This window comes from Paracoccus sp. MA, assembly GCF_020990385.1.
Classification (GTDB): domain Bacteria; phylum Pseudomonadota; class Alphaproteobacteria; order Rhodobacterales; family Rhodobacteraceae; genus Paracoccus.
In genome coordinates, this window is record NZ_CP087598.1 from 76,148 (window position 1) to 97,395 (window position 21,248).

Annotated in this window: 21 protein-coding genes; 9 read left to right on the top strand and 12 right to left on the bottom strand. The window is 68.5% G+C overall.

All coding sequences use genetic code 11. The features are described 5' to 3' along the window. The first annotated feature begins 27 nt into the window (after positions 1-27). The 7 genes from mmsA to LOS78_RS07400 are packed head-to-tail and all read left to right on the top strand — an operon-like array spanning position 28 to position 6,906. Positions 28-1,602, top strand: coding sequence for a multiple monosaccharide ABC transporter ATP-binding protein (mmsA, locus tag LOS78_RS07370; protein ID WP_230377834.1), 1,575 nt, complete (start codon positions 28-30; stop codon positions 1,600-1,602). Then, positions 1,595-2,779, top strand: a complete 1,185-nt coding sequence (gene mmsB / locus LOS78_RS07375) for a multiple monosaccharide ABC transporter permease (protein WP_230377835.1) — start codon at positions 1,595-1,597, stop codon at positions 2,777-2,779. Before mmsA ends, mmsB begins: the two co-directional genes overlap by 8 nt. Then, entirely contained in the window at positions 2,776-3,693 is a 918-nt protein-coding gene (locus tag LOS78_RS07380) for a 2-dehydro-3-deoxygalactonokinase (RefSeq protein WP_230377836.1), read from the top strand. The genes mmsB and LOS78_RS07380 overlap by 4 nt, the downstream gene beginning before the upstream one ends. Beyond that, entirely contained in the window at positions 3,690-4,292 is a 603-nt protein-coding gene (locus LOS78_RS07385; RefSeq protein ID WP_028711674.1) for a 2-dehydro-3-deoxy-6-phosphogalactonate aldolase, read from the top strand. Before LOS78_RS07380 ends, LOS78_RS07385 begins: the two co-directional genes overlap by 4 nt. Beyond that, a complete protein-coding gene (locus tag LOS78_RS07390; protein WP_230377837.1) occupies positions 4,289-5,131 on the top strand; it encodes an SMP-30/gluconolactonase/LRE family protein in 843 nt (280 codons plus the stop codon). The genes LOS78_RS07385 and LOS78_RS07390 overlap by 4 nt, the downstream gene beginning before the upstream one ends. Beyond that, positions 5,128-6,138 (top strand): aldose epimerase family protein, encoded by a 1,011-nt coding sequence (locus tag LOS78_RS07395; RefSeq protein ID WP_230377838.1) that lies wholly within the window; start codon positions 5,128-5,130, stop codon positions 6,136-6,138. Before LOS78_RS07390 ends, LOS78_RS07395 begins: the two co-directional genes overlap by 4 nt. Positions 6,139-6,180: 42 nt before the next feature. Then, positions 6,181-6,906, top strand: coding sequence for a GntR family transcriptional regulator (locus LOS78_RS07400; RefSeq protein WP_230377839.1), 726 nt, complete (start codon positions 6,181-6,183; stop codon positions 6,904-6,906). A 136-nt stretch (positions 6,907-7,042) separates the two neighbouring features. On the opposite strand, the gene LOS78_RS07405 is transcribed toward LOS78_RS07400, so the two are convergent. From LOS78_RS07405 to LOS78_RS07420, 4 genes are all read right to left on the bottom strand, one after another. Beyond that, entirely contained in the window at positions 7,043-7,888 is an 846-nt protein-coding gene (locus LOS78_RS07405; RefSeq protein WP_028711678.1) for an ureidoglycolate lyase, read from the bottom strand. A 19-nt stretch (positions 7,889-7,907) separates the two neighbouring features. Then, complete coding sequence (locus tag LOS78_RS07410; RefSeq protein WP_230377840.1) at positions 7,908-8,852, bottom strand: 2-hydroxyacid dehydrogenase; 945 nt, start codon at positions 8,850-8,852, stop codon at positions 7,908-7,910. Beyond that, entirely contained in the window at positions 8,852-9,589 is a 738-nt protein-coding gene (locus tag LOS78_RS07415) for an SDR family oxidoreductase (RefSeq protein ID WP_230377841.1), read from the bottom strand. The genes LOS78_RS07410 and LOS78_RS07415 overlap by 1 nt, the downstream gene beginning before the upstream one ends. A gap of 101 nt (positions 9,590-9,690) precedes the next feature. After that, positions 9,691-11,142 carry an aldehyde dehydrogenase family protein gene (locus tag LOS78_RS07420; protein WP_230377842.1) on the bottom strand — a complete coding sequence of 484 codons (1,452 nt, stop codon included), beginning with the start codon at positions 11,140-11,142 and terminating at the stop codon, positions 9,691-9,693. Positions 11,143-11,303: 161 nt separating this feature from the next. On the opposite strand from LOS78_RS07420, the gene LOS78_RS07425 reads away from it, so the two are divergent. Then, on the top strand, positions 11,304-11,960 hold the full coding sequence (locus LOS78_RS07425; RefSeq protein ID WP_028711682.1) for a peroxiredoxin: 657 nt from the start codon (positions 11,304-11,306) through the stop codon (positions 11,958-11,960). 86 nt (positions 11,961-12,046) lie between these two features. Here the strand turns inward: LOS78_RS07425 and LOS78_RS07430 are convergent, their stop codons facing one another. From LOS78_RS07430 to LOS78_RS07465, 8 genes are all read right to left on the bottom strand, one after another. Next, positions 12,047-12,835: a hypothetical protein gene (locus LOS78_RS07430; protein WP_230377843.1), complete on the bottom strand. Its 789-nt coding sequence runs from the start codon at positions 12,833-12,835 to the stop codon at positions 12,047-12,049. Between the two features lie 116 nt (positions 12,836-12,951). Further along, entirely contained in the window at positions 12,952-13,701 is a 750-nt protein-coding gene (locus LOS78_RS07435; RefSeq protein ID WP_230377844.1) for a hypothetical protein, read from the bottom strand. 93 nt (positions 13,702-13,794) lie between these two features. Beyond that, positions 13,795-15,939 carry a polyribonucleotide nucleotidyltransferase gene (pnp, locus tag LOS78_RS07440; protein WP_230377845.1) on the bottom strand — a complete coding sequence of 715 codons (2,145 nt, stop codon included), beginning with the start codon at positions 15,937-15,939 and terminating at the stop codon, positions 13,795-13,797. A gap of 459 nt (positions 15,940-16,398) precedes the next feature. Further along, complete coding sequence (locus tag LOS78_RS07445; protein WP_230377846.1) at positions 16,399-17,025, bottom strand: hypothetical protein; 627 nt, start codon at positions 17,023-17,025, stop codon at positions 16,399-16,401. Positions 17,026-17,241: 216 nt separating this feature from the next. Beyond that, positions 17,242-17,511, bottom strand: coding sequence for a 30S ribosomal protein S15 (gene rpsO / locus LOS78_RS07450; RefSeq protein WP_028711686.1), 270 nt, complete (start codon positions 17,509-17,511; stop codon positions 17,242-17,244). A gap of 153 nt (positions 17,512-17,664) precedes the next feature. Next, positions 17,665-18,510, bottom strand: coding sequence for a calcium-binding protein (locus tag LOS78_RS07455; protein WP_230378547.1), 846 nt, complete (start codon positions 18,508-18,510; stop codon positions 17,665-17,667). 167 nt (positions 18,511-18,677) lie between these two features. After that, positions 18,678-19,331, bottom strand: coding sequence for a YggS family pyridoxal phosphate-dependent enzyme (locus LOS78_RS07460; RefSeq protein WP_028711688.1), 654 nt, complete (start codon positions 19,329-19,331; stop codon positions 18,678-18,680). A gap of 70 nt (positions 19,332-19,401) precedes the next feature. Beyond that, the gene (locus LOS78_RS07465; RefSeq protein WP_230377847.1) at positions 19,402-20,388 is read right to left on the bottom strand and encodes a porin; all 987 of its coding nucleotides are present in this window, start codon (positions 20,386-20,388) and stop codon (positions 19,402-19,404) included. Between the two features lie 314 nt (positions 20,389-20,702). Here LOS78_RS07465 and LOS78_RS07470 point away from each other — a divergent pair, with 314 nt between their 5' ends. Further along, complete coding sequence (locus LOS78_RS07470) at positions 20,703-21,176, top strand: DUF3576 domain-containing protein (RefSeq protein ID WP_028711690.1); 474 nt, start codon at positions 20,703-20,705, stop codon at positions 21,174-21,176. The last annotated feature ends 72 nt before the right edge of the window (positions 21,177-21,248 follow it).

Below are 21,248 nucleotides of genomic sequence, written 5' to 3' on the forward strand. Positions count from 1 at the left end.
GCGCGCTTCCTAAGAAGGGGGACCGGGATGGACGCCATTCTGGAAATGCGGGGGATCACCAAGGAATTCCCCGGGGTCAAGGCACTCGACAATGTCAACATGACCGTGCGGCGCGGCGAGATCCGCGCCCTGGTGGGCGAGAACGGCGCCGGCAAGTCCACGCTGATGAAAGTGCTGTCGGGGGTCTATCCGCATGGCAGCTATCAGGGCGAAATCCTCTATGACGGCCAGCCCATGGCCTTCCGCGACATCAAGGACAGCGAGGATCGCGGCATCGTCATCATCCATCAGGAGCTGGCGCTGGTGCCGCAGATGTCCATCGCCGAAAACATCTTCCTGGGCAACGAGATCGCGACCCGCGGCGTCATCGACCGGCGCGAGACCAACCGCCGCACCGCCGAACTGCTGGCCCAGGTCGGCCTGCGCGAAAGCCCCGAGACCCGCGTCGGCGAGCTTGGCATGGGCAAACAGCAGCTGATCGAGATCGCCAAGGCGCTGTCGAAAAAGGTCGACCTGCTGATCCTGGACGAGCCGACCTCGTCCCTGAACGAAAACGACAGCGACGCGCTTCTGCGCCTGCTGGCCGGTTTCCGTGACCGGGGCATGACGGCGATCCTGATCTCGCACAAGCTCAATGAAATCAGCCAGGTCTGCGACAGCATCACCGTGCTGCGCGACGGCGCCACCGTGGCCCATCACGACGGCATGGTCGAGGAATCGCGCATCATCCGCGACATGGTCGGCCGCGCGATGAACGACCGCTATCCCCCGCGCGAGCCCAGGGTCGGCGAGGTGGTGATGCAGGTCAGGGACTGGACCGTCGCCGACCCGGCGCGCGAGGGACGGCTTCTGGTCAACCGCGCCAGTTTCGAGCTGCGGCGCGGCGAGGTGCTGGGCATCGCCGGGCTGATGGGCGCCGGCCGCACCGAACTGGCGATGAGCCTGTTCGGCCGCTCGATGGGCGACTGGAAGTCCGGCTCGGTCAGCATCCACGGCAAGCCGGTCGACCTCTCCACCGTGCCGCGCGCCATCAAGGCCGGGCTGGCCTATGTGACCGAGGACCGCAAGTCGCTGGGCCTGGTGCTCGACGACACGATCCGCCGCAACATCCCGCTGGCGAACCTGGCCGGCATCTCGACCCGCGGCGTGGTGGACCGCGCGCGCGAGGGGGCGGTGGCGCGCGATTACCGGAGCCGCATCAACATCCGCTCGCCCTCGGTCGAGCAGAAGACCGTCAACCTCTCGGGCGGCAACCAGCAGAAGGTGGTGCTGGCGAAATGGCTGTTCGCCGAGCCCGAGATCCTGATCCTGGACGAGCCGACGCGCGGCATCGACGTCGGCGCGAAATACGAGATCTATACCATCATCCGCGACCTCGCCGCCGCCGGAAAGTCGATCATCGTGATCTCCTCGGAAATGCCCGAGCTTCTGGGCATCACCGACCGCATCCTGGTGATGAACGAGGGCCGGCTGGTCGGCGAGATGCCGACGGCCGAGGCCACGCAGGAGCGCATCATGCAGGTCATCATCCGCTCGGGCCACGACCTGACCGACGAAACCGTCACCCCCGAGGAAATCGAGGCAGAGTCCGCCCATGTCTGACACCACCACCGAACGCCGCGGCGACACCTTCGGCTTCATCCGCCGCAACATCCGCGAATACGGCATCCTCTTCGCGCTGATCATCATCATGGCCTTCTTCCAGGTGGTGACCGGCGGCATCCTGTTCCGGCCGGTGAACCTGACCAACCTGTTCCTGCAGAACAGCCATATCGTCATCATGGCGGTCGGCATGCTCCTGGTCATCGTCTCGGGCCATATCGACCTGTCGGTCGGCTCGGTCGCGGCCTTCGTCGGCGCGCTGGCGGCGCTGATGGTGGTGCGCATGGGCCTGCCGATCCCGGTGGTGGTGGTGCTGAGCCTGGCGGCCGGCGCGATCATCGGCGGCATCCAGGGCTACTGGATCGCCTATTGGAAGATCCCCAGCTTCATCGTCACCCTGGCCGGGATGCTGGTGTTCCGCGGCCTGACCATGTGGATCCTGCAGGGCCAGTCGATCGGCCCCTTCCCGCGCGGCTTCCAGATGATCGCCTCGGGCTTCATCCCGGACCTGTTCGGGCCGGACAAGCCCAATACCCTGTCCCTGATCCTGGGCTGGGGCGCGGCGCTGGTGATCCTGTGGCTGCAGATCCGCGGCCGCAAGCGCGAAGAGGCGGTGGGCATCGCCGACGAGCCTTTCGCCTTCTTCGCCGCCAAGAACGCGCTGATCTTCATGGCTCTGGTCTGGATGAGCTGGGTCCTGGCGAATTTCCGCGGCCTGCCCAACGTCTTCATCGTCATGGCGGTGCTGGTGGCGCTTTACGCCTTCGTGTCAGAGCGCACGACGCTGGGCCGGCGCATCTATGCCATCGGCGGCAATGCCAAGGCCGCCAAGCTCTCGGGCATCAATGCCGAGCGGGTGGTGTTCCTGACCTTCATGAACATGGGCATGCTGGCGGCGCTGGCGGGGATCGTGGTCTCGGCCCGGCTGAACTCGGCCACGCCCAAGGCCGGCGTCGGGTTCGAGCTGGACGTGATCGCGGCGGTGTTCATCGGCGGCGCCTCGATGGCCGGCGGCGTCGGCACGGTGATCGGCGCGGTGGTCGGCGCCTTCATCATGGGGGTGATGAACAACGGCATGTCGATCCTGGGCATCGGCATCGACTATCAGCAGGTCATCAAGGGGCTGGTGCTGATGGCCGCGGTGATCTTCGACGTCTCGAACAAGAGCAAGTCGTGACGCCTGAACGATCCGCCATCGACTGGATCGCCGTCGACTGGGGCACGACAAGGCTGCGCGCCTGGGCCATGCGCGGCGCGCAGCCGCTGGACGCCCGCGCCTCGGATCGCGGCATGGGCGGGCTGAGCCCGGCCGAGTTCGAACCGGCGCTGCTCGACCTGATCGGCGACTGGCTGCCCGCGGCGGGCCGGATGCGCGTCGTCGCCTGCGGCATGGTCGGCGCCCGCGGCGGCTGGGCCGAGGCCGAATACCGCGCCACCCCCTGCCCGCCGCTCGACCCGCGCCGCGCCATCCGCGCCCCGGCCCGCGACCCGCGGCTGGATGTCCGCATCCTGCCCGGCCTGTCGCAGGCCGAGCCGCCGGACGTCATGCGCGGCGAGGAAACCCAGATCGCCGGCTTCCTGGCCGAAAACCCCGGTTTCGAGGGCTCGCTCTGCCTGCCCGGCACGCATAGCAAATGGGTCCGGCTGGCGCGGGACCGGGTGGAAGGCTTCCGCACCTTCCTGACCGGAGAGCTCTTCTCGCTGCTCGCCGGGCAGTCGGTGCTGCGGCTGACCATCGGCGCGGCGCGGCCCGACCCGGATGCCCTGGCCGAGGCCGGGGCCGAGGCGCTGGCCGATCCCCATGCCGCGCCATCGGGCCTTTTCGCCCTGCGCGCCGCCGCGCTGCTGCGGGATCTGGCGCCGGAACGGGCGGCCGGGCGGCTCTCGGGCCTGCTGATCGGCGCCGAGCTCGCCGCCGCGCGCGACTTCTGGCGGAATGGCCCGACCGTGATCGTCGGCGCGCCGGATCTGGCGCGGCGTTACGAGGCCCTGCTGCTGGCCGCGGGCGCGCAGGCATGCCACAAGGACGGGGCGGCGCTGGTCCTTGCCGGCCTTGCCGCCGCCAGCCGCGATCTGCCGGAGGACACATGACCGAGCCCATCATCGCCATCCTGCGCGGCCTGACCCCGGCCGAGGCCCTGCCCGTCGGCCGCGCGCTGCTCGAGGCCGGCATCGACCGCATCGAGGTGCCGCTGAACTCGCCCCAGCCGCTGGACAGCATCCGGCTGATGGCGACCGCGCTGGCCGGACAGGCGACCATCGGCGCGGGAACGGTGCTGACGGCGGAACAGGTCGCCCAGGTCGAGGATGCCGGCGGGCGGATGATCGTCTCTCCCAATGCCGACCCGGCGGTGATCCGCGAGACGCGGGCGCGCGGCCTGGAATCCTGGCCCGGCGTCTATACCGCCACGGAATGCTTTGCCGCCATCGCCGCCGGCGCCACCGGGCTGAAGCTGTTTCCCGCCGACCAGGCCGGCCCGGGCATGCTGAAGGCGCTGCGCGCCGTGCTGCCGCAAGACCTGCCCGTCTATGCCGTCGGCGGCGCCGGCCCGGAAAATTTCGCCGAATGGCTGCAGGCCGGCGCGCAGGGCTTCGGCATCGGCAGCGCGCTTTATCGCCCCGGCGACGCCCCCGAGACGGTCGCCGCCCGCGCGCGCGCGATCGTGGCGGCGCTGCGGGCCTGCGCATGAGCGCACGGGTCTTCGATCCGCGCATCTGCGCCTTGGGCGAAGGCGCCTTCTGGCACCCGCTACGCGCCCAGCCTTTCTGGTTCGACATCCTCGGCCGCAGGATGCTGTCGCGGCAAAACGGGGCCGGGCTGGAATGGCGCTTCGACGAGATGGTCTCGGCCGCCGGCTGGATCGACCGCGACCGCCTGCTGATCGCCAGCGAGACGGCGCTGATCCGCTTCGACCTGCGCAACGGCCGGCAGGAGCGGCTGGTCGCGCTGGAGGCCGACCGGCCCGGCAACCGCTCGAACGACGGGCGGGCCGATCCCTTCGGCGGCTTCTGGATCGGCACCATGGCGCGCGACGGAGGGGCTGGAAAGGGCGCGATTTATCGCTATCTTGGCGGAGAGTTGCGCCTGTTGCGGGGAAACATGTCCATCCCGAATGCGATCTGCTTTTCTCCCGACGGCCGTCTGGCCTATTTCGCCGACACCGCGGCCCAGACCGTCTGGTCGCAGGAACTGGACGAAGGCGGCTGGCCCTGCGCCGAGCCCCGCGTCTTTCTGGACCTGACCGGCACCGACCAGTTCCCGGACGGCGCCGTCACCGACGCGCAGGGCCGGTTCTGGAACGCGCGCTGGGGCAGCGGCACAGTCGCCTGCCATGCGCCGGACGGCCGCCTGCTTCGCCGCCTGACCCTGCCCGCCAGCCAGCCCAGCTGCCCGGCTTTCGGCGGCCCCGGATTCGCGCAGCTGATCGTGACCAGCGCCGCCGAGAACCGCCACGGCCCCGAGGACGGCCGCACCTGGATTCTGGACCCCGGCGTCCCGGGCCGTCCCGAACCGCGGGTCGGATCATGACGGTCCGGGAATTCGGCACGCTTCCCGACGGCCAGCCGGTCATGCAGGCGACGATCTCGGGCCATGGGCTGACGGCCTCGGTCATCACGCTGGGCGCCTCGTTGCAGGACCTGCGGCTGGCCGGGGTCGAACATCCGCTGGTGCTGGGCTTTCCCCGGCTCGATCCCTATCTGGACGAGGGCCGCTATTTCGGTGCCGTGGTCGGGCGCTGCGCCAACCGCATCGCGCAAGGCCGCGCCGTGATCGACGGGCAGGAGCTGCAGCTCGACCGCAACCAGGACGGCCGCCACATGCTGCATGGCGGCAGCGACGGCTGCGGCCTGCGCAACTGGATGCTGGCCGATCACGAGGCAAGCTCGGTGGCGCTGGCCGATTACCTGCCGGCGGGGCATATGGGCTTTCCCGGCGCCATGCTGATCCGGGCGACCTGGTCCATCCTGCCCGGCCCGCTTCTGATGCTGACCATCCTGGCCACCTCGGACGACGCCACCTTCTGCAATTTCGCCCAGCACAGCTATTTCAACCTCGACGGCAAGGATACGGTGGCGGATCACCGGCTGACCATCCGGGCCGAGACCTACCTGCCGGTGGACGAAGAGCTGATCCCGCTGGGCGCCCCCGCCCCGGTCCAGGGCACGCATCTGGATTTCCGCAGCCCGGTCATGCTGGGCGGGCGGCTGGACGGGCCGCGCATCGACCACAACCTTTGCGTCGGGCCCGGGCGCCGGACCTTGCCGCGCAAGGTGGCCGTGCTGCAGGCGGGCGGGCTGACGATGGGCCTGCGCTCGACCGAGCCGGGGCTGCAGGTCTATGCCGCCGACCATCTCGCCCCCGGCGCGGCCGGGCTGGGCGGGCGGCCCTATGGCCGCCATGCCGGCATCGCGCTGGAATCGCAGATCTGGCCGGATGCGCCCAACCATGCCGATTATCCCTCGGCGCGGCTCGAGCCGGGCCAGCTCTACCGCCAGACCACGGCGATGAGCTTTCACCGCGACCCGCAAGGTTGACGCAAGGTCAGATCCCGAACTAATGCGGGTCAGGGAGGATTCATGGACCCCGCATCGACCCAGCCCCTTGCCGCCGGCCCGCCGGCGCAGACGCCCTTCGCGGCGCAGCTGCACGCGCGGCTGCGCCAGCGCATCATCCGCGGCGAACTGCCGCCCGGCACCCGCCTCTCTGAACAGGAGATCGCCGACCAATACACGCTGTCGCGCCAGCCGGTGCGCGAGGCTTTCATCCGCCTGGCCGGCGAGGGCCTGCTGGAGGTCCGGCCGCAGCGCGGCACCTTCGTCACCCGCATCGACATGGACTGGGTGCTTTGCACCCGCTTCATCCGCGAATCGGTCGAATCCGACATCGTGCGCCTGGCCGCGGCGCGGGCGCAGCCGCAGGATCATCGCGCGCTCTTTGCCCAGATCGCCCGGCAGGAAGCCGAAACCGACCCGGTCGCCCTGGCCCAGCTGGACGAGGAATTCCACGCCACCCTGGCCGCGATCGCCGGCAAGGCCATGGTCTGGAACCACCTGCAGCAGGTCAAGATGCACCTGGACCGCGCCCGCCACCTGCTGACCGCGATGACGCCCAGGGACACGATGCTGGCCCAGCATCACGCCGTGGCCGAGGCCATCGCCGCCCAGGACGCCGACCGGGCCGAGAGGGCGATCCGCCAGCACCTGCGCCGGGTGCTGCTGGACCTGCAGGGCGTGCTGCAGCTGTCGCCCGACTACTTCACCCGCACCGATTCGCTCGTCGACACGCTCGCCACCGAAGCCTGAAGGCGCCGCCCCGGCCGAGACCCCATCATCCGGCGCCGGTCCCCCGCAACCTCGGGATACCCAAGACAGCCGCGCCGCGACCGGAATGGCGCGGCGGCGGTTTCACCGTTTCCCAAATACTCCGGCGGCGGCGCCGTCAGTCGCTGCGCCGCACCCTCTGGCGCTGCTCGCCCAGCCCCTCGATGCCCAGCCGCATCACCTCGCCGCCCTTCAGGAAGACCGGCGGCCGCGCGCCCATGCCGACGCCGGGCGGCGTGCCGGTGGTGATCACATCCCCCGGCATCAGCGTCATCAGCCGCGAGCAATAGGCGACCAGCTCGGCCACGCCGAAGATCATCGTCGCGGTCGAGCCCTGCTGGCGGCGCTGGCCGTCCACCTCCAGCCACAGCTCCAGCGCCTGCGGGTCGGGCACCTCGTCGCGGGTGACAAGCCAGGGGCCGATCGGCCCGAAGGTGTCGAAGCCCTTGCCCTTGTCCCAGGTGCCGCCGCGCTCGGCCTGCCATTCGCGCTCGCTGACATCGTTGACCACGCAATAGCCCGCGACATGCTCCAGCGCCGCCGCCTCGGAAACCTGGCTGGCGCGCGATCCGATGACTACGCCCAGCTCGACCTCCCAGTCGGTCTTCTGCGCGCCGGGCGGGATCAGCACGTCGTCGTCCGGCCCGCTGATGCAGCTGGTCCATTTGTTGAACACCACCGGCTCGGCCGGCACCGGCAGCCCGGCCTCGGCGGCGTGATCGGCATAGTTCAGCCCGATGGCGACGAATTTCGGCACCTGGCCCACGCAGGGCCCCAGCCGAGGCAGGCCCGAGACGATGGGCAGCCCGTCCAGGTCCAGCGCCGCGATCCGTGCCAGCCCCTCGGGACCCAGCGCCTCGCCGGCGATGTCGGCGACATGGGCCGACAGGTCGCGGATCCGGCCCTCGCCATCCAGCAGCCCCGGCTTTTCCCGGCCCGCCGGGCCATAGCGCAAAAGTTTCATCCCTCGTCCTTTCGCTTGTTCAAAGCCGGTTGACCGGCGTGACCGCAGGCCGGCCGTCCAGCACCGCGCGCAGGTTCTGCCGCTGCAACGCGCCCATCGCCGCCCGAGTCTCGACGGTGGCCGAGCCGACATGCGGCAGCAGCACCACATTGCCCAGCGCCACCAGCCGCGGATCGACCCGCGGCTCGCCCCGGAACACGTCCAGACCGGCGCCGCGCAGCCGCCCTTGCTCCAGAGCGGCGATCAGCGCCTCCTCGTCGATCACCGAGCCGCGCGAGATGTTCACGATCACCCCGTCCGGCCCCAGCGCGGCGATCACCTGGGCGTCGACCAGCCCCCGCGTCTGCTCTCCGCCCACGGTCGAGACCACCAGGTCCTGCACCGCCTCAGCCAGGGCCAGCGGACTGTCGTGCCAGACCCATCCCGGCGCCTGTTTCGGCTGGCGCGAGAAATAATGAATCTCGCATTTGAACGCCGCCAGCCGCGCGGCGATCTCGCGCCCGATGCGGCCCAGGCCCAGGATGCCGACGCGCCGCCCGGTCAGCTTGCGCGCCAGCGGAAACTCGCCGCCCTCGGCCCAATGCCCGGCGCGCAGCCAGGCTTCCGCCGGCACGATCCGCCGCGCCTCGGCCAGCAGCAGCGCCACCGCCAGATCGGCCACGTCGTCGTTCAGCACATCGGGGGTATTGGTCACCACGATGCCGCGGGCCGTGGCAGCGTCGATATCGATGGCGTCATAGCCGACGCCGTAATTCGCGATCACCTCCAGCCCCGGCAGCAGGTCCATCGCCGCGCCGTCCAGCGCCTCGTGCCCGCAAAAGGCCATGGCCCGGATCCCGGCGCGTTCCTCGGCCGGCAGGTCGCGCAGCGCCGCCAGATCCGCAACCTGCACCGCCGCGAACGCATCGCGCAGCGCCGCCGCATCGCTGTCGGAATAGGGACCGACCGCCAGGACCGTGTTCATCAGCCCCTCCCCACGAAGGGCATGTTGGTCGCCATGACCGTCATGTGCAGCACGTTGGCGCCCTCGGGCAGGCTGGCCATGTGCAGCACCGCCTCGGCCACCGTTGCGGCATCCATCAGCGGCTCGGTTCTGATCGAGCCGTCGGCCTGCGGCGCACCCACCGTCCCCACGGTCGAGATCATCTCGGTCGCGGCATTGCCGGCGTCGATCTGGCCGCAGGCGATGTTATAGGGCCGCCCGTCCAGCGCCAGCGTGCGCGTCAGCCCGGTCACCGCGTGCTTCGACACCGTATAGGGCACCGAGCCGGGGCGCGGCGCCTCGGCCGCGATCGAGCCGTTGTTGATGATCCGCCCGCCCATCGGCTGCTGGCGGCGCATCTGCCGGAAGGCGGCGCGGGCGCACAGGAACATGCCGTCGATGTTCACCCGCGCCACGCCCTGCCACTCCTCCCAGGAAATCTCGTCGATCAGGCGCGAGATCAGGATGGCGCCGGCATTGTTGAACAGCACGTCCAGCCGGCCCCATTCGGCCGCGGCGCGGGCAAAGGCCGCATCGACCGCCTCGGGCACGGTCACGTCGCAGGGCAGCACCAGCGCCTGCGGATGGCCGTCCGCGGTCTCGGCCAGCGCCGCCTCGCGCCGGCCGACCAGCCCGACCCGCCAGCCGGCCTGAAGGAACCGACGGGCGGTCAGCCGGCCGATGCCGCTGCCGCCGCCGGTGATCAGGATCGTCTTCATCGCATGCCCCCCCTCGCCTCTCGCGGCGGGATGCTAGCGGCAACACCCGGCAAGGAAAAGGGCCGGCCCAAGGGACGGCCCCCGATGGTCGCCCGAAGGGATCAGGCTTCCGGGTCCCAGCCGCTGATCTGCTTGCTGTCCATGAACTCCTCGAGCCCCCAGACGCCGCCCTCGCGCGCGCGACCCGAGGCCTTCACGCCGCCGAAGGCCGAGCCCCTGGCCCGCGACTGCCCGTTCATCTCGACCATGCCGGCGCGCAGCTTGCGCGCCAGCCGGTTGCGCCGGGCGCCGTCCTGGGTCTGGACGTAGTTGGTCAGGCCATAGACGGTGTCGTTGGCGATCCCGACCGCCTCCTCCTCGCTGTCGAAGGGGATGATCGACAGGACCGGGCCGAAGATCTCCTGCCGGGCGATGGTCATGTCGTTGGTGACGTCGGCAAAGACCGTCGGGCGCACGAAATAGCCGCGATTGACGCCCTCGGGCAGGCCGGGACCGCCGGCGACCAGCCGGGCGCCCTCGTCGATGCCCGCCTGGATCAGGCCCTGGATCTTGTCCCATTGCTGCTTGCTGACCACCGGGCCGATATGCCGCCCCGGCTGGTGGGCGCTTGCCACCGCGGTCTCTTCGGCCACCTTCCTGGCCTGCTCGACGGCGGTCTCGTAGAAGGACCGCTCGACCAGCATCCGCGTCGGCGCGTTGCAGGACTGCCCCGAGTTGTAAAACACATGCCGCGCCCCGCGCGTCACCGCCTTCTCGTCGGCATCGGCAAAGACCAGGTTCGCGCCCTTGCCGCCCAGTTCCAGCACCACCTTCTTGACCGTGTCGGCCGCGGCCTTGGTGATGGCGATGCCGGCGCGGGTCGAGCCGGTGAAGCTGATCATGTCCACGTCGGGATGCACCGAAAGCTGCGTGCCCACGCCCGCGCCGTCGCCGTTCACCATGTTGTAGACGCCCGGCGGCAGCCCGGCCTCCTCCACGATCTCGGTGAAGACGACCGAGGACAGCGGCGCGATCTCGCTGGGCTTCAGCACCACGGTATTGCCGGCCAGCAGCGCCGGGATCACCTTCAGCGTCACCTGGTTCATCGGCCAGTTCCAGGGCGTGATCAGCCCGACGACGCCCACCGGCTCCCATGCGACCATGCTGGTCGGGGTGTCCGGGCGCAGCGGGCGGATGAATTCGAAACCCTTGAAGGCCTCGATGAAGGTCTCGATGTGATAGCTGCCGGCCGCGGTCTGGTCGTTCAGCGACATGTCCTGCGGCGCGCCCATCTCGGCGGTGATGGCGGCGGCCATGTCGGGGGCGCGGCGCTTGTAGATTTCCAGGATCTTCTCGACATGGGCCAGCCGCTCGGCCGGCGCGGTCTCGGACCAGGCGGGGAAAGCCGCCTTGGCCGCCGCCACCGCCGCATCGGTATCGGCCTGATCGCCCAGGCTGATCACCGCCACCGGCTCCTCGGTCGAGGGGTCGATCACCTCGAGGTCGCGCGGCGCGGCCGGCGCGACCCATTGCCCGTTGATGTAGAATTTCCGCTTGTCGGCAAGTCCGCCCATGACAGCCTCCTCTGATCTGCGATTGCCGGCAGACTGGCACCCGGACGGCCGGGCCGCAACCCGCAGCCGAGCGCGATTTTAACACGACTGAAAAGATCGTGTTGGACAATCCGCCGCACATGACTATCTTGACGCGAAAGAGCCAATGGAAAGGACCTGCAATGTCCCTGCGCATCAACGACACGGCCCCGGACTTCACCGCCAATTCGACAGAGGGCCCGATCAGCTTCCACGACTGGATCGGCGACAGCTATGCCATCCTGTTCTCGCATCCGCGCGATTTCACGCCGGTCTGCACCACCGAATTCGGCACCATGGCCCAGCTGATCCCCGAATTCGAGAAGCGCAACACCAAGGTGCTGGGCGTCTCGGTCGATTCGGCCGAGGACCATGGCAAATGGAAGGCCGATATCGAGAAGGTCGCCGGCGTCCCGGCGAATTTCGCCATCATCGACGACACCGACCTGACGGTCGCCAAGGCCTATGACATGCTGCCGGCCGACTACTACCTGCCGACCGAGGGCCGCACGCCGCAGCATTCCGCCACGGTGCGCACCGTCTTCATCATCGGGCCGGACAAGAAGGTGCGGCTGACGATGACTTATCCGATGTCGGTGGGCCGCAACTTCGCCGAGATCCTGCGGGCGCTGGACGCGGTGCAAAAGACCGACGGCGTGCCGCTGGCCACGCCCGCCAACTGGGTGCCGGGCCAGGACGTGATCGTGGCGCTGGCGCTGGACGACGCGGCGGCCGAGGCGAAATACGGCCAGCTCGACAAGAAGCTGCCCTATCTGCGCTTCGCCAAGGACCCGGCGTAAGGCGGGTTCGAACCGGTCCGAGCGGAGACCGACCGAACCCTCGGCCGCGCCCGTGGCGCGGCCGATATGCGCGGCAGCGGAATGCGTCAAGGATCGCGGTCTTCCCATGCCCGGCGCAGCCAGTCGATATTGCCGATTCGGCGATAGAATTTATGCCCCCGGCCGGCAAAGACGTCCCCCATCTTGGGCGCGCCGGCAAACAGCACGATCTTTGCGCCTTCGGGCAGGCTGGGGTCGCGCCAATAGCTGGCGAAATTCCGCGGCACGCAGTCATTCTTGAAGCTGACGCACCAGCCGCGCGGCCAATATGTCAGCTTGCCCTGCCGGTCCAGCAGATCGCTGACCATCTGCTGTTCGTGCTCGTAGCGGGCCGAGGCGCCGGCGGGATCGGCCAGGTAGCTGTCCAGCACCTCGGGATGCGCGCCGATGGTGAAGCGAAAGACCGAGGTATTGCCGACCATATGCAGGAAGCGGTCGCGGGCGGGGCGCAGGCGGCGCAAGGGCTTGGGGCGGAACAGGTCGTCATCGCGGATGATCGGCACCTCGCCCGGATAATCAAAGAACGGAGCCAGGTCGCCGACGATCACCAGATCCAGATCCAGGAACAGGGCGGTCCCCGAAAGTCCCCCCAGATCGCGGCGAAACAGGGCCAGCTTGCGCCATCGCGTGTCGGAACTTCCCGCCGGCAAGCCCAGCTCGGGCAGCGGCAGGGCCTCGATCCCGGGTGCAAGCCCCTCTGGATCATCCGTGAAGCAGATGAAGCGATTCGGCCGGTTCAGGTGGCGACGCACCTGCGCGGCCAGCCGGTTGACATCCGCCGCACTGTAGAGTGTGCCCCATTTCATCGTCAGGATCAGGACGGACTCGCCGTTCATGTTCAGGTCTCGCTGTTTGTGGATAGCTTGCTCCGGTCCGAGCCGGTCTGGCAAGCACGGGCCGGCGACGGCCTTTCATGGCTTGCCGATGGGGCAAGCAATCCCGCCTGCTCTCTTCAGGTTTCGCGGCTCTCCCACCAGCTGGTGCGGTCACGATGGTGAAGCGCACGCAGCCGGGCGAAGGCCGTGTCATGGATCTGCATCCGGTCGTAGATCGTCTTGAAGATCATGCCCGCAGGACCGGTGGCGAAGTAAGGCTCCAGCCGCCAATACATGTTGCGGAGCATGTCATCGGTGCCCGCCTTGAAAACCGACAGCCCGTCGAAAAGCGGAACCATGCCGGCCTGAAGCGCCTCGATCCGCTCGGGCAGCGGGGTCAGCGCCTCTGCGCCATGGATATAGCGATCGGATTCACCGATCTTGACGGTATTGCCCAGAAGCGAGGCCATCATCGCAATCGACCGGGCCTGCGGATCGCGGGCATGGTCGGCAAGCGTGTCCGCCGCAGAGATCAGCCAGCGCAGGTTCAGGTGCCGGCACAGGAACTCCGCCTCCTGCGCCCAAAGCCCTTCGAACTGCGCGATGTTTTCGGCCAGCCGCACCTCGCGGCGGATCAGGACGATCAGAGAGGCATGATGGAAAAGAAGCTCCGCCTGTCCGGAAAACTCGCGCCTCAGATTCGCCAGATGCAGGTCGAGCGACTTTTCCGATCCATGGGTCTGCACCGGCTCGCCGGCCTCGATGATCCGGCCCCGCATCGCAGCCAGATCGGGATCAGCCACGATATGCCGCCGCGCGCCCCAGCGCTTGCGGTGCTGGTTCAGCGAGAAGAAACGCTCGAACCTCGATTTCTTGCGCCTGACCATCCGCCCGTCTCCGCCGGCAGGATCAAACCCGTCCGGCCGGTATTTCAGTAGAAGGAACCCGGACGGCGCCGGGTTCCTCTGATGTCTCGAAAATCAGCCTTCGGCGGGTTCTTCCTTGGCCTGGGTGATCTCCTCGCCGGTTTCCTGGTCGACCATCTTCATGCCAAGGCGCACCTTGCCGCGGTCGTCGAAGCCCAGCAGCTTGACCTTGACCTCCTGGCCCTCCTTCAGCACCTCGTTGGGGTGGTTCAGGCGCTTGTTGGCGATCTGGCTGACATGCACCAGACCGTCGCGCTTGCCGAAGAAGTTCACGAAGGCGCCGAAATCGACCAGCTTCACCACCTTGCCGGTATAGATCTTGCCCTCTTCCGGCTCGGCCACGATCGAATAGATCATGTCATAGGCCTTCTTGATCGAATCGGCATTGGCCGAGGCGATCTTGATGGTGCCGTCGTCGCTGATATCGACTTTCGCGCCCGAGGTCTCGACGATCTCGCGGATCACCTTGCCGCCCGAGCCGATCACTTCGCGGATCTTGTCGGTCGGGATGGTCATGGTCTCGATGCGCGGGGCATGGGCGCTGAACTCGCGCCGGCCCTCGGTCAGGGCCTTCGCCATCTCGCCCAGGATGTGCATCCGCCCGTCCTTGGCCTGCGCCAGCGCCTGCTCCATGATCGCCGGGGTGATGCCCGCGACCTTGATGTCCATCTGCAGCGAGGTGATGCCGTTTTCGGTGCCGGCGACCTTGAAGTCCATGTCGCCGAGGTGATCCTCGTCGCCCAGGATGTCGGTCAGCACCGCCCAGCGGCCGTCCTCTTCCAGGATCAGGCCCATGGCAACGCCGGCGACCGGCGCCTTCAGCGGCACGCCCGCATCCATCATCGACAGCGAGCCGCCGCAGACCGAGGCCATCGAGGACGAGCCGTTCGACTCGGTGATCTCGCTGACCACGCGGATGGTATAGGGGAAGTCGGTCGCGGCCGGCAGCACCGCCTGCAGCGCCCGCCAGGCCAGCTTGCCGTGGCCGATCTCGCGACGGCCGGGGCTGCCGACGCGGCCCACCTCGCCCACCGAATAGGGCGGGAAGTTGTAGTGCAGCAGGAAGTTCGAGCGCGAGTTGCCGTGCAGCGCGTCGATGATCTGCTCGTCATCGCCGGTGCCCAGCGTGGTCACGACCAGCGCCTGGGTCTCGCCGCGGGTGAACAGCGCCGAGCCGTGGGTGCGGGGCAGGAAGCCCACCTCGCAGTCGATGGGGCGCACGGTGCGGGTGTCGCGGCCGTCGATGCGCGGATGGCCGTCGATGATGCCGCCGCGCAGGATGCCCGATTCCAGCTTCTTCAGCGCCGAGCCCAGGTTGGGATCCAGCAGCTCTTCCTCGGACAGGCCCTCAAGGACCTTCGCCTTGGCGGCCTCGATGGCGTCGCGGCGCTCGCCCTTGTCGCGGATCGCGTAGGCGGCGCGCATATCCGCCTCGCCCAGCGATTTCACGCGGGCATAGAGCGCGCTGTAATCCGGCGCCTGGAACTCGAAGGGCTCTTTCGCGGCCGCCTCGGCCAGGTCGATGATCAGGTCGATCACCGGCTGCATCGCCTCGTGGCCGAATTTCACCGCGCCCAGCATCTCGGCCTCGGTCAGCTCATAGGCTTCCGATTCGACCATCATCACCGCGTCGCGGGTGCCGGCGACGACCAGGTCCAGCCGCTGCTCGGGGTTCGAGCGCAGCTGGTCCATGTCCTGCACTTCGGGATTCAGCACATATTCGCCATTGGCGAAACCGACGCGGGCGGCGCCGATCGGGCCCATGAAAGGCACGCCCGAAATGGTCAGCGCGGCCGAGGCGGCGATCATCGCCACGATGTCGGGATCGTTGACCAGGTCATGGCTCAGCACCGTGCACATCACCAGCACTTCGTGCTTGAAGCCGGGGACGAAAAGCGGGCGGATCGGCCGGTCGATCAGGCGCGCGGTCAGCGTCTCCTTTTCCGAGGGACGGGCCTCGCGCTTGAAGAAGCCGCCCGGGATCTTGCCGGCGGCGTAGTATTTTTCCTGATAATGCACCGTCAGGGGGAAGAAGTCCTGACCGGGCTTGGGTTCTTTCGCGAAAGTGACGTTGGCCATCACGCTGGTCTCGCCCAGGGTGGCGATGACCGAGCCGTCGGCCTGACGGGCAACCTTGCCCGTTTCCAGCGTGAGCGTTTCCTGGCCCCACTGGATGGATTTCTTCACTTCATCAAACATCTGGTTTCCTCTGGCGACGCGCCGGCCCTTCCGGTCGCGCCCCGTGTCAAATGGCGGCCCCATTGCCGCCGCCCCTATCCTTCGCATGTGCCCCGGGGCCTGGCGTCACGTCACAGATGGGGACGCCCCATACAGGAAAACAAGGGATATGGGAAGTGGCTTGCGCCTGCCGGAACGGCGCGCGGCTTGTCCGTTCCGCCATCGTCCCCGGGCTGCCGGCCGACCGCACCCTGACCCGCCGCCGCCGGCGCAGCCTCGAAGGATCCCGTCAGCCGCGCCGGCCCGCCCGGTTCGCAGCACCGCTGCCGCAGGGGCCGGCGAAGTGGCGGGACCTTTTCGCCGTCCCCGCGCCGGGCGGGCCGTCCCGCCGCGCATCGGGCCGCCGCGCCTGCCCTTTCGCAGCAAATCGAAGCGGGGCAGCGGATCGGCACCGCCCGCAGCCCGGCCCGGCCCAGAGGATCAGAGCTTGGCCAAAGTCTCCGGCCGGGCCTCGTTCCGGACGGCGCTGTCGCTGACCACATCCGTCGGCCAGGGTCGGCTGTCCCGAGAAACGAGGCGGTCGATCACGCCCTGCGCGCTTTCGCGGGCCTGCGCCCTGATCGCCCAAGCGCGGGCCAGCGCCTCGGCATCGGGGTCGGCATCGACGGCCTCCGCCGCCGTCCGGACGGCCGAGGCGGCGGGCGCCGGGATTTCGGCCTTCGCCGCGCCCACCGGCACCGTCAGCGCCGGGGCCGCCGCGGTCCCGCTGGCGGCCTCGGCGATCACCGGCGCCGCCGCGGGGGTGGCAGCGGCGGGCACGTCCGCATCGGCTGGCGCAGCCGGCTGCGCTGCAGCAGGGGCCGCCGGATTCGCCACCGGCGCGGACGCCGCTTCCGGCGCGGCGGATGCGGCCTGCATGACCTCTTGCGAGAAATCGAAGCGAACCCCGCCCTCGCCGACCGATCCCGCTGCCGACGAAGGTGCCGGCGCCGGTTCCAGAAGCGACCCGACAAGCGTGTCCACGGTATTCACCACGCCCTGCAACAGGGATGGCTGCGCGGCGGCTGTCTGCAGGGGCGGGGGTTTGAACAGCGAGCTGATTAACATGACAAGTCTCCGTCTGGTAAACGGGTCCCACGGTAGACGCCGGGCGTTAAGAATCCAGAATTCAGTTTCTTGGATTTTAATTGACGGCCAGCGGACCTGCCCGCGAATCGGCAGGCGCGGCCCTTCCGGACATGCAAACGCCCGCAGCTTTCGCCGCGGGCGCCCGGTGACGCATGGCAGGCGCGCTTCAGCGCAGCCGAAAAAAGCCGCCAAGGATCAGCGGCGCAGGCCCAGCTTGCCGATCAGCGCGGTGTAGCGGGCTTCGTCCTTGCGCTTCAGATAGTCCAGCAGCTTGCGGCGCTGCGCGACCAGCTTCAGCAGACCGCGACGCGAATGGTTGTCTTTCTTGTGGGTCTTGAAATGCTCGGTCAGCGTGGCGATGCGCGAGGACAGGATGGCGACCTGGACCTCGGGCGAGCCGGTGTCGCCCTTCTTGGTCGCGAATTCGGTCATCACGCGATTCTTTTCCTCAACCGTAATCGACATCGGGGGCTCCTTTCAGAAACAAGGGGTTATGGCTCAGGCCGGGATGTCGTCCAGCGCAGGCCCGTGGAGATACCCGCCGGAATGATCCGGCGGATGCGGGCGTATAGGCGGAATCGGCCGAAAAGGAAAGGGTTTTCCGGTCCCGGCGGCGTATCAGGCGCCGGGGTCGATCCGGGTCAGGGCGATATCGGCGGCGCGCAGCCCGGCCGCCTGCAGCACCCGGCCCACCGCCACCCCGTCCAGGCGGATCATGGCCGAGCCGTCGGCATCGCGTTCCAGCGTAAGCAGCGGCGGCACGCCATGGCCCGCTTCCTGATAGCGCAGCTCGATCCGGTCCTGAAGCGCGTCGAAATCGGCGATGATCGGCACGTGTTCGCCGGGGACCTGCAACTCCTCGCCCAGAGCGTCGAGCAGGAACAGATCCTCGCCCTCGCCGCCCTCGGCGAAATCGCCGATGCCGGGATGCAGCGTGTCGTTGCCCGCGCCGCCATGCAGCCAGGCCCGGTCGGGATGGGCCGAGCCGATCAGCAGGTCGTCGCCATCACCCCCGTCCAGGTCGTCCTCGCCGCGCCCGGCGACCAGCGTGTCGTTGCCGGCATTGCCCGAGATCCAGTCGTCCCCGTCGCCGCCGGTCAGCAGGTCGTCGCCCTCGCCACCGAAGAGGGTGTCGTTGCCGGGGCCGCCGTGCACGGTGTCGTTGCCGCCCTGCCCGGCCAGGAAATCGCCGCCCGCGCCGCCCTCGATCAGATCGTCGCCGCCCGGGCCGTAATCGCCATCGCCATAGATCCAGTCGGTGCCGTCGCCGCCGCGCAGCGTGTCATTGCCCGGACCGCCATGCAGGTCGTCATTGCCGCCATGGCCGACCAGCAGGTCGTCGCCATCGGTTCCGGCCAGCCAGTCCGGCCCCTCGCTGCCTTCAAGAACCAGGCCGCCGGGCCGGTCGGGATCGGGGTCCTCGGGCGGATCGGGTTCACCCTCGCCCCCGGGCGAGCGGGTCATCGCGGTCACGTCCACGGCCAAACCGACAAACAGCAAACTGATCAAACTACCAAGCAACAACATGACAAGGTCCAAACGAATCACACAACCCTGACGGGCAACATAACCCGTCGCGGTCGCCACCGCATCCCCAATGTAAAGAGAGGGTTAACGCGCCCTGCCCGGCCCTAGCCGTAGTCGCGGGCGCCGAAGATCGCGCTGCCGATGCGGACATGGCTGGCACCCTCGGCGATGGCGGCCTCGAAATCGCCGCTCATGCCCATCGACAGACCCGAGAGGCCGTTGCGGCGGGCGATCTCGCGCAGGATACGGAAATGCGGCACCGGGTCCTGATCCTCGGGCGGGATGCACATCAGCCCCGCCAGCGTCAGGTCCAGCGCCCGGCATTGGGCGACGAAGCTGTCCGCCTCGTCCGGCAGGACGCCGGCCTTCTGCGGTTCGGCACCGGTGTTCACTTGAACGAAAAGCTGCGGACAGCGGCCGCGCTGCTGCACGTGCCGGGCCAGCTTGCCGGCCAGCGAAGGGCGGTCCAGCGTGTGGATGGCGTCGAAAAGCTCCAGCGCCGGTTTCAGCTTGTTGGTCTGCAGCGGACCGATCATGTGCAGCTCGATCCCCGGAAAACGCTGGCGCCAGGCCGGCCATTTCCCGGCCGCCTCCTGCACGTAGTTCTCGCCGAAGACGCGCTGTCCGGCGGCAAGCACCGCCTCGACCCTTTCGGCCGGCTGCACCTTGCTGACGGCGATCAGCGTGACCTCGCCCGCCGCGCGTCCCGCAGCCGCCTCGGCCGCAGCGACGCGGCGCCTGATCTCATCCAGTCCCATGGCGGCATGCATCCCAAAAGAAAAGAGCGGGCGCAAGGCCCGCTCTTCCCGAATTCCGTATCCCGAAGGATCAGAAGCGGAACTTGATACCGAAATCGGCAACGGTGTCGTCGAGGTAGTCGGTATCGATGATGCCACCGGCCAGAACGGCGCCGCCGCCCAGGTCGTAATCAGCACCGATGCCGAACGAGTCGAAATCCGCGTCCACGCCTGCAACTTCGACCTCATCGCGACGCCAGAAGCCTTTCACAGTGAGCGCGTCCATCTGGTAGGTCGCGCCCAGGCCGTAGGTCTTGGCGTCAGCGTCGGCGATCGAGTCGATGCTGTAGTCCATGTACACGCCTTTGATGGCGAAGTTGTTGAACTTGCCTTCGGCGGCCAGACCGATTTCGCTGTCGTCGCCGTTGTCCGAGTAGGACAGCGCGGCCCAGAAGTTCGAGCCTTCATATTTGGCCGCCAGCGACCAGGCGGTGTCGGCGGTGTCGATTTGGTCGCCGGTGATCGGGTCAAAGTCGGTGCTGCGGCCGACAACGCCCGGGCCGGCAACGTTCGAGCCATCGGTGGCCGAGGCGTAGAACGAGATGTTGTTGACGGTGTATTCGTACAGGAGCGTCGGACCTTGGTCTTCGTTCTCGCCGTCGCCGACCAGGAAGCTGATTTCTTCGACGTCGCCACCGAACTCACCCGCGGTGTAGCCGACTTCCGGCAGGTCGCCGATCGCGGCCTCCGCGGCGCCGACAACGTCACCCATCGACAGCTTGCCGTAGGTGCCCGAGATCCAGACCGCACCGGCAGTGCCGCGGGCAGCCGAACGGCTGGACCCAGTGTTGCCAGCAGTGTAGTCGCTTTCCTGGTCGGCGCGGAACGAACCACCGAAGGACAGGCCGGCATCCGACTCGCCGGTCAGCGTGAAGGTCACGCGCGCGCGGCTGGAGAACTGGACATCGTCGCCGTCGTAGATCAGACCCATGCGGCCGTCACCCGAAACGGCGACTTCGGCGGCGGCGACGCCGGCGGTCATCACCAGTGCGGTGGTGGCAAAAAGAAACTTTTTCATGGTTTTCCCTCTTGTCTCTCTCGTGTGCCCCACCCCGGAATACCGGCTTGGGGTATGCCTGTTGTGTCGCGCTTTCCCCCCGGCATTGCAACGAAATCAGAGCCGTTTCGCCTGTTTCCGGAATGCTGTGATGCACATGGGCCACACCCCGTTGCAACGCCGTTCGCCGCGGCCCCGGCATGCCGGTTCGGGCCGCCTCGCGCGCGCGTGCCATATCATCCGCCGGGGGCATTCCCGGCCCGGGCGCGGGCTCTCTTGTCGCAAGGGGCAGAATTGCGCTATGGCTCGCGCAAGGACGATCCGGGGGACATCAGATGACCAGACGCGCCGCACGGCTGACCGCCGCCCTGCTGATCTCGGCGGGACTCGCCGCCTGTTCCGGCGGGCCGGGCTCGGGCCCCGGCGGAGCACGCCAGACCCAGGCCGCGCAACCGCAGCGGGAATCCACGATCTGGGACGTGTTTTCGAATCGCCGCAACCCGAACGACACGGTGGCGGTGAACCGCTACCTGTGGAACGCCAGTCTGGAAGTGCTGAACTTCCTGCCGATCCAGTCCATCGATCCCTTCACCGGCGTCATCGTCACCGGCTACGGCACGCCGCCCGGCGGCGGCCGCGCCTATCGCGCCACGGTCAAGGTCAGCGACCCCTCGCTGGACGCGCGCGCGCTCAAGGTCTCGCTGCAGGGTGCGGGCGGCGCGGCGGTGGCGCCCGACACGGTGCGCGCGGTCGAGGACGCGATCCTGACCCGCGCCCGGCAGCTGCGGGTGCAGGACCGCAACCTGTAAGGCCGCATCGACCCCGCTGGACCTGCATCGGGCAAGCGGCTAATACCCTGCGGGCAATCTGACGCCCGGAGG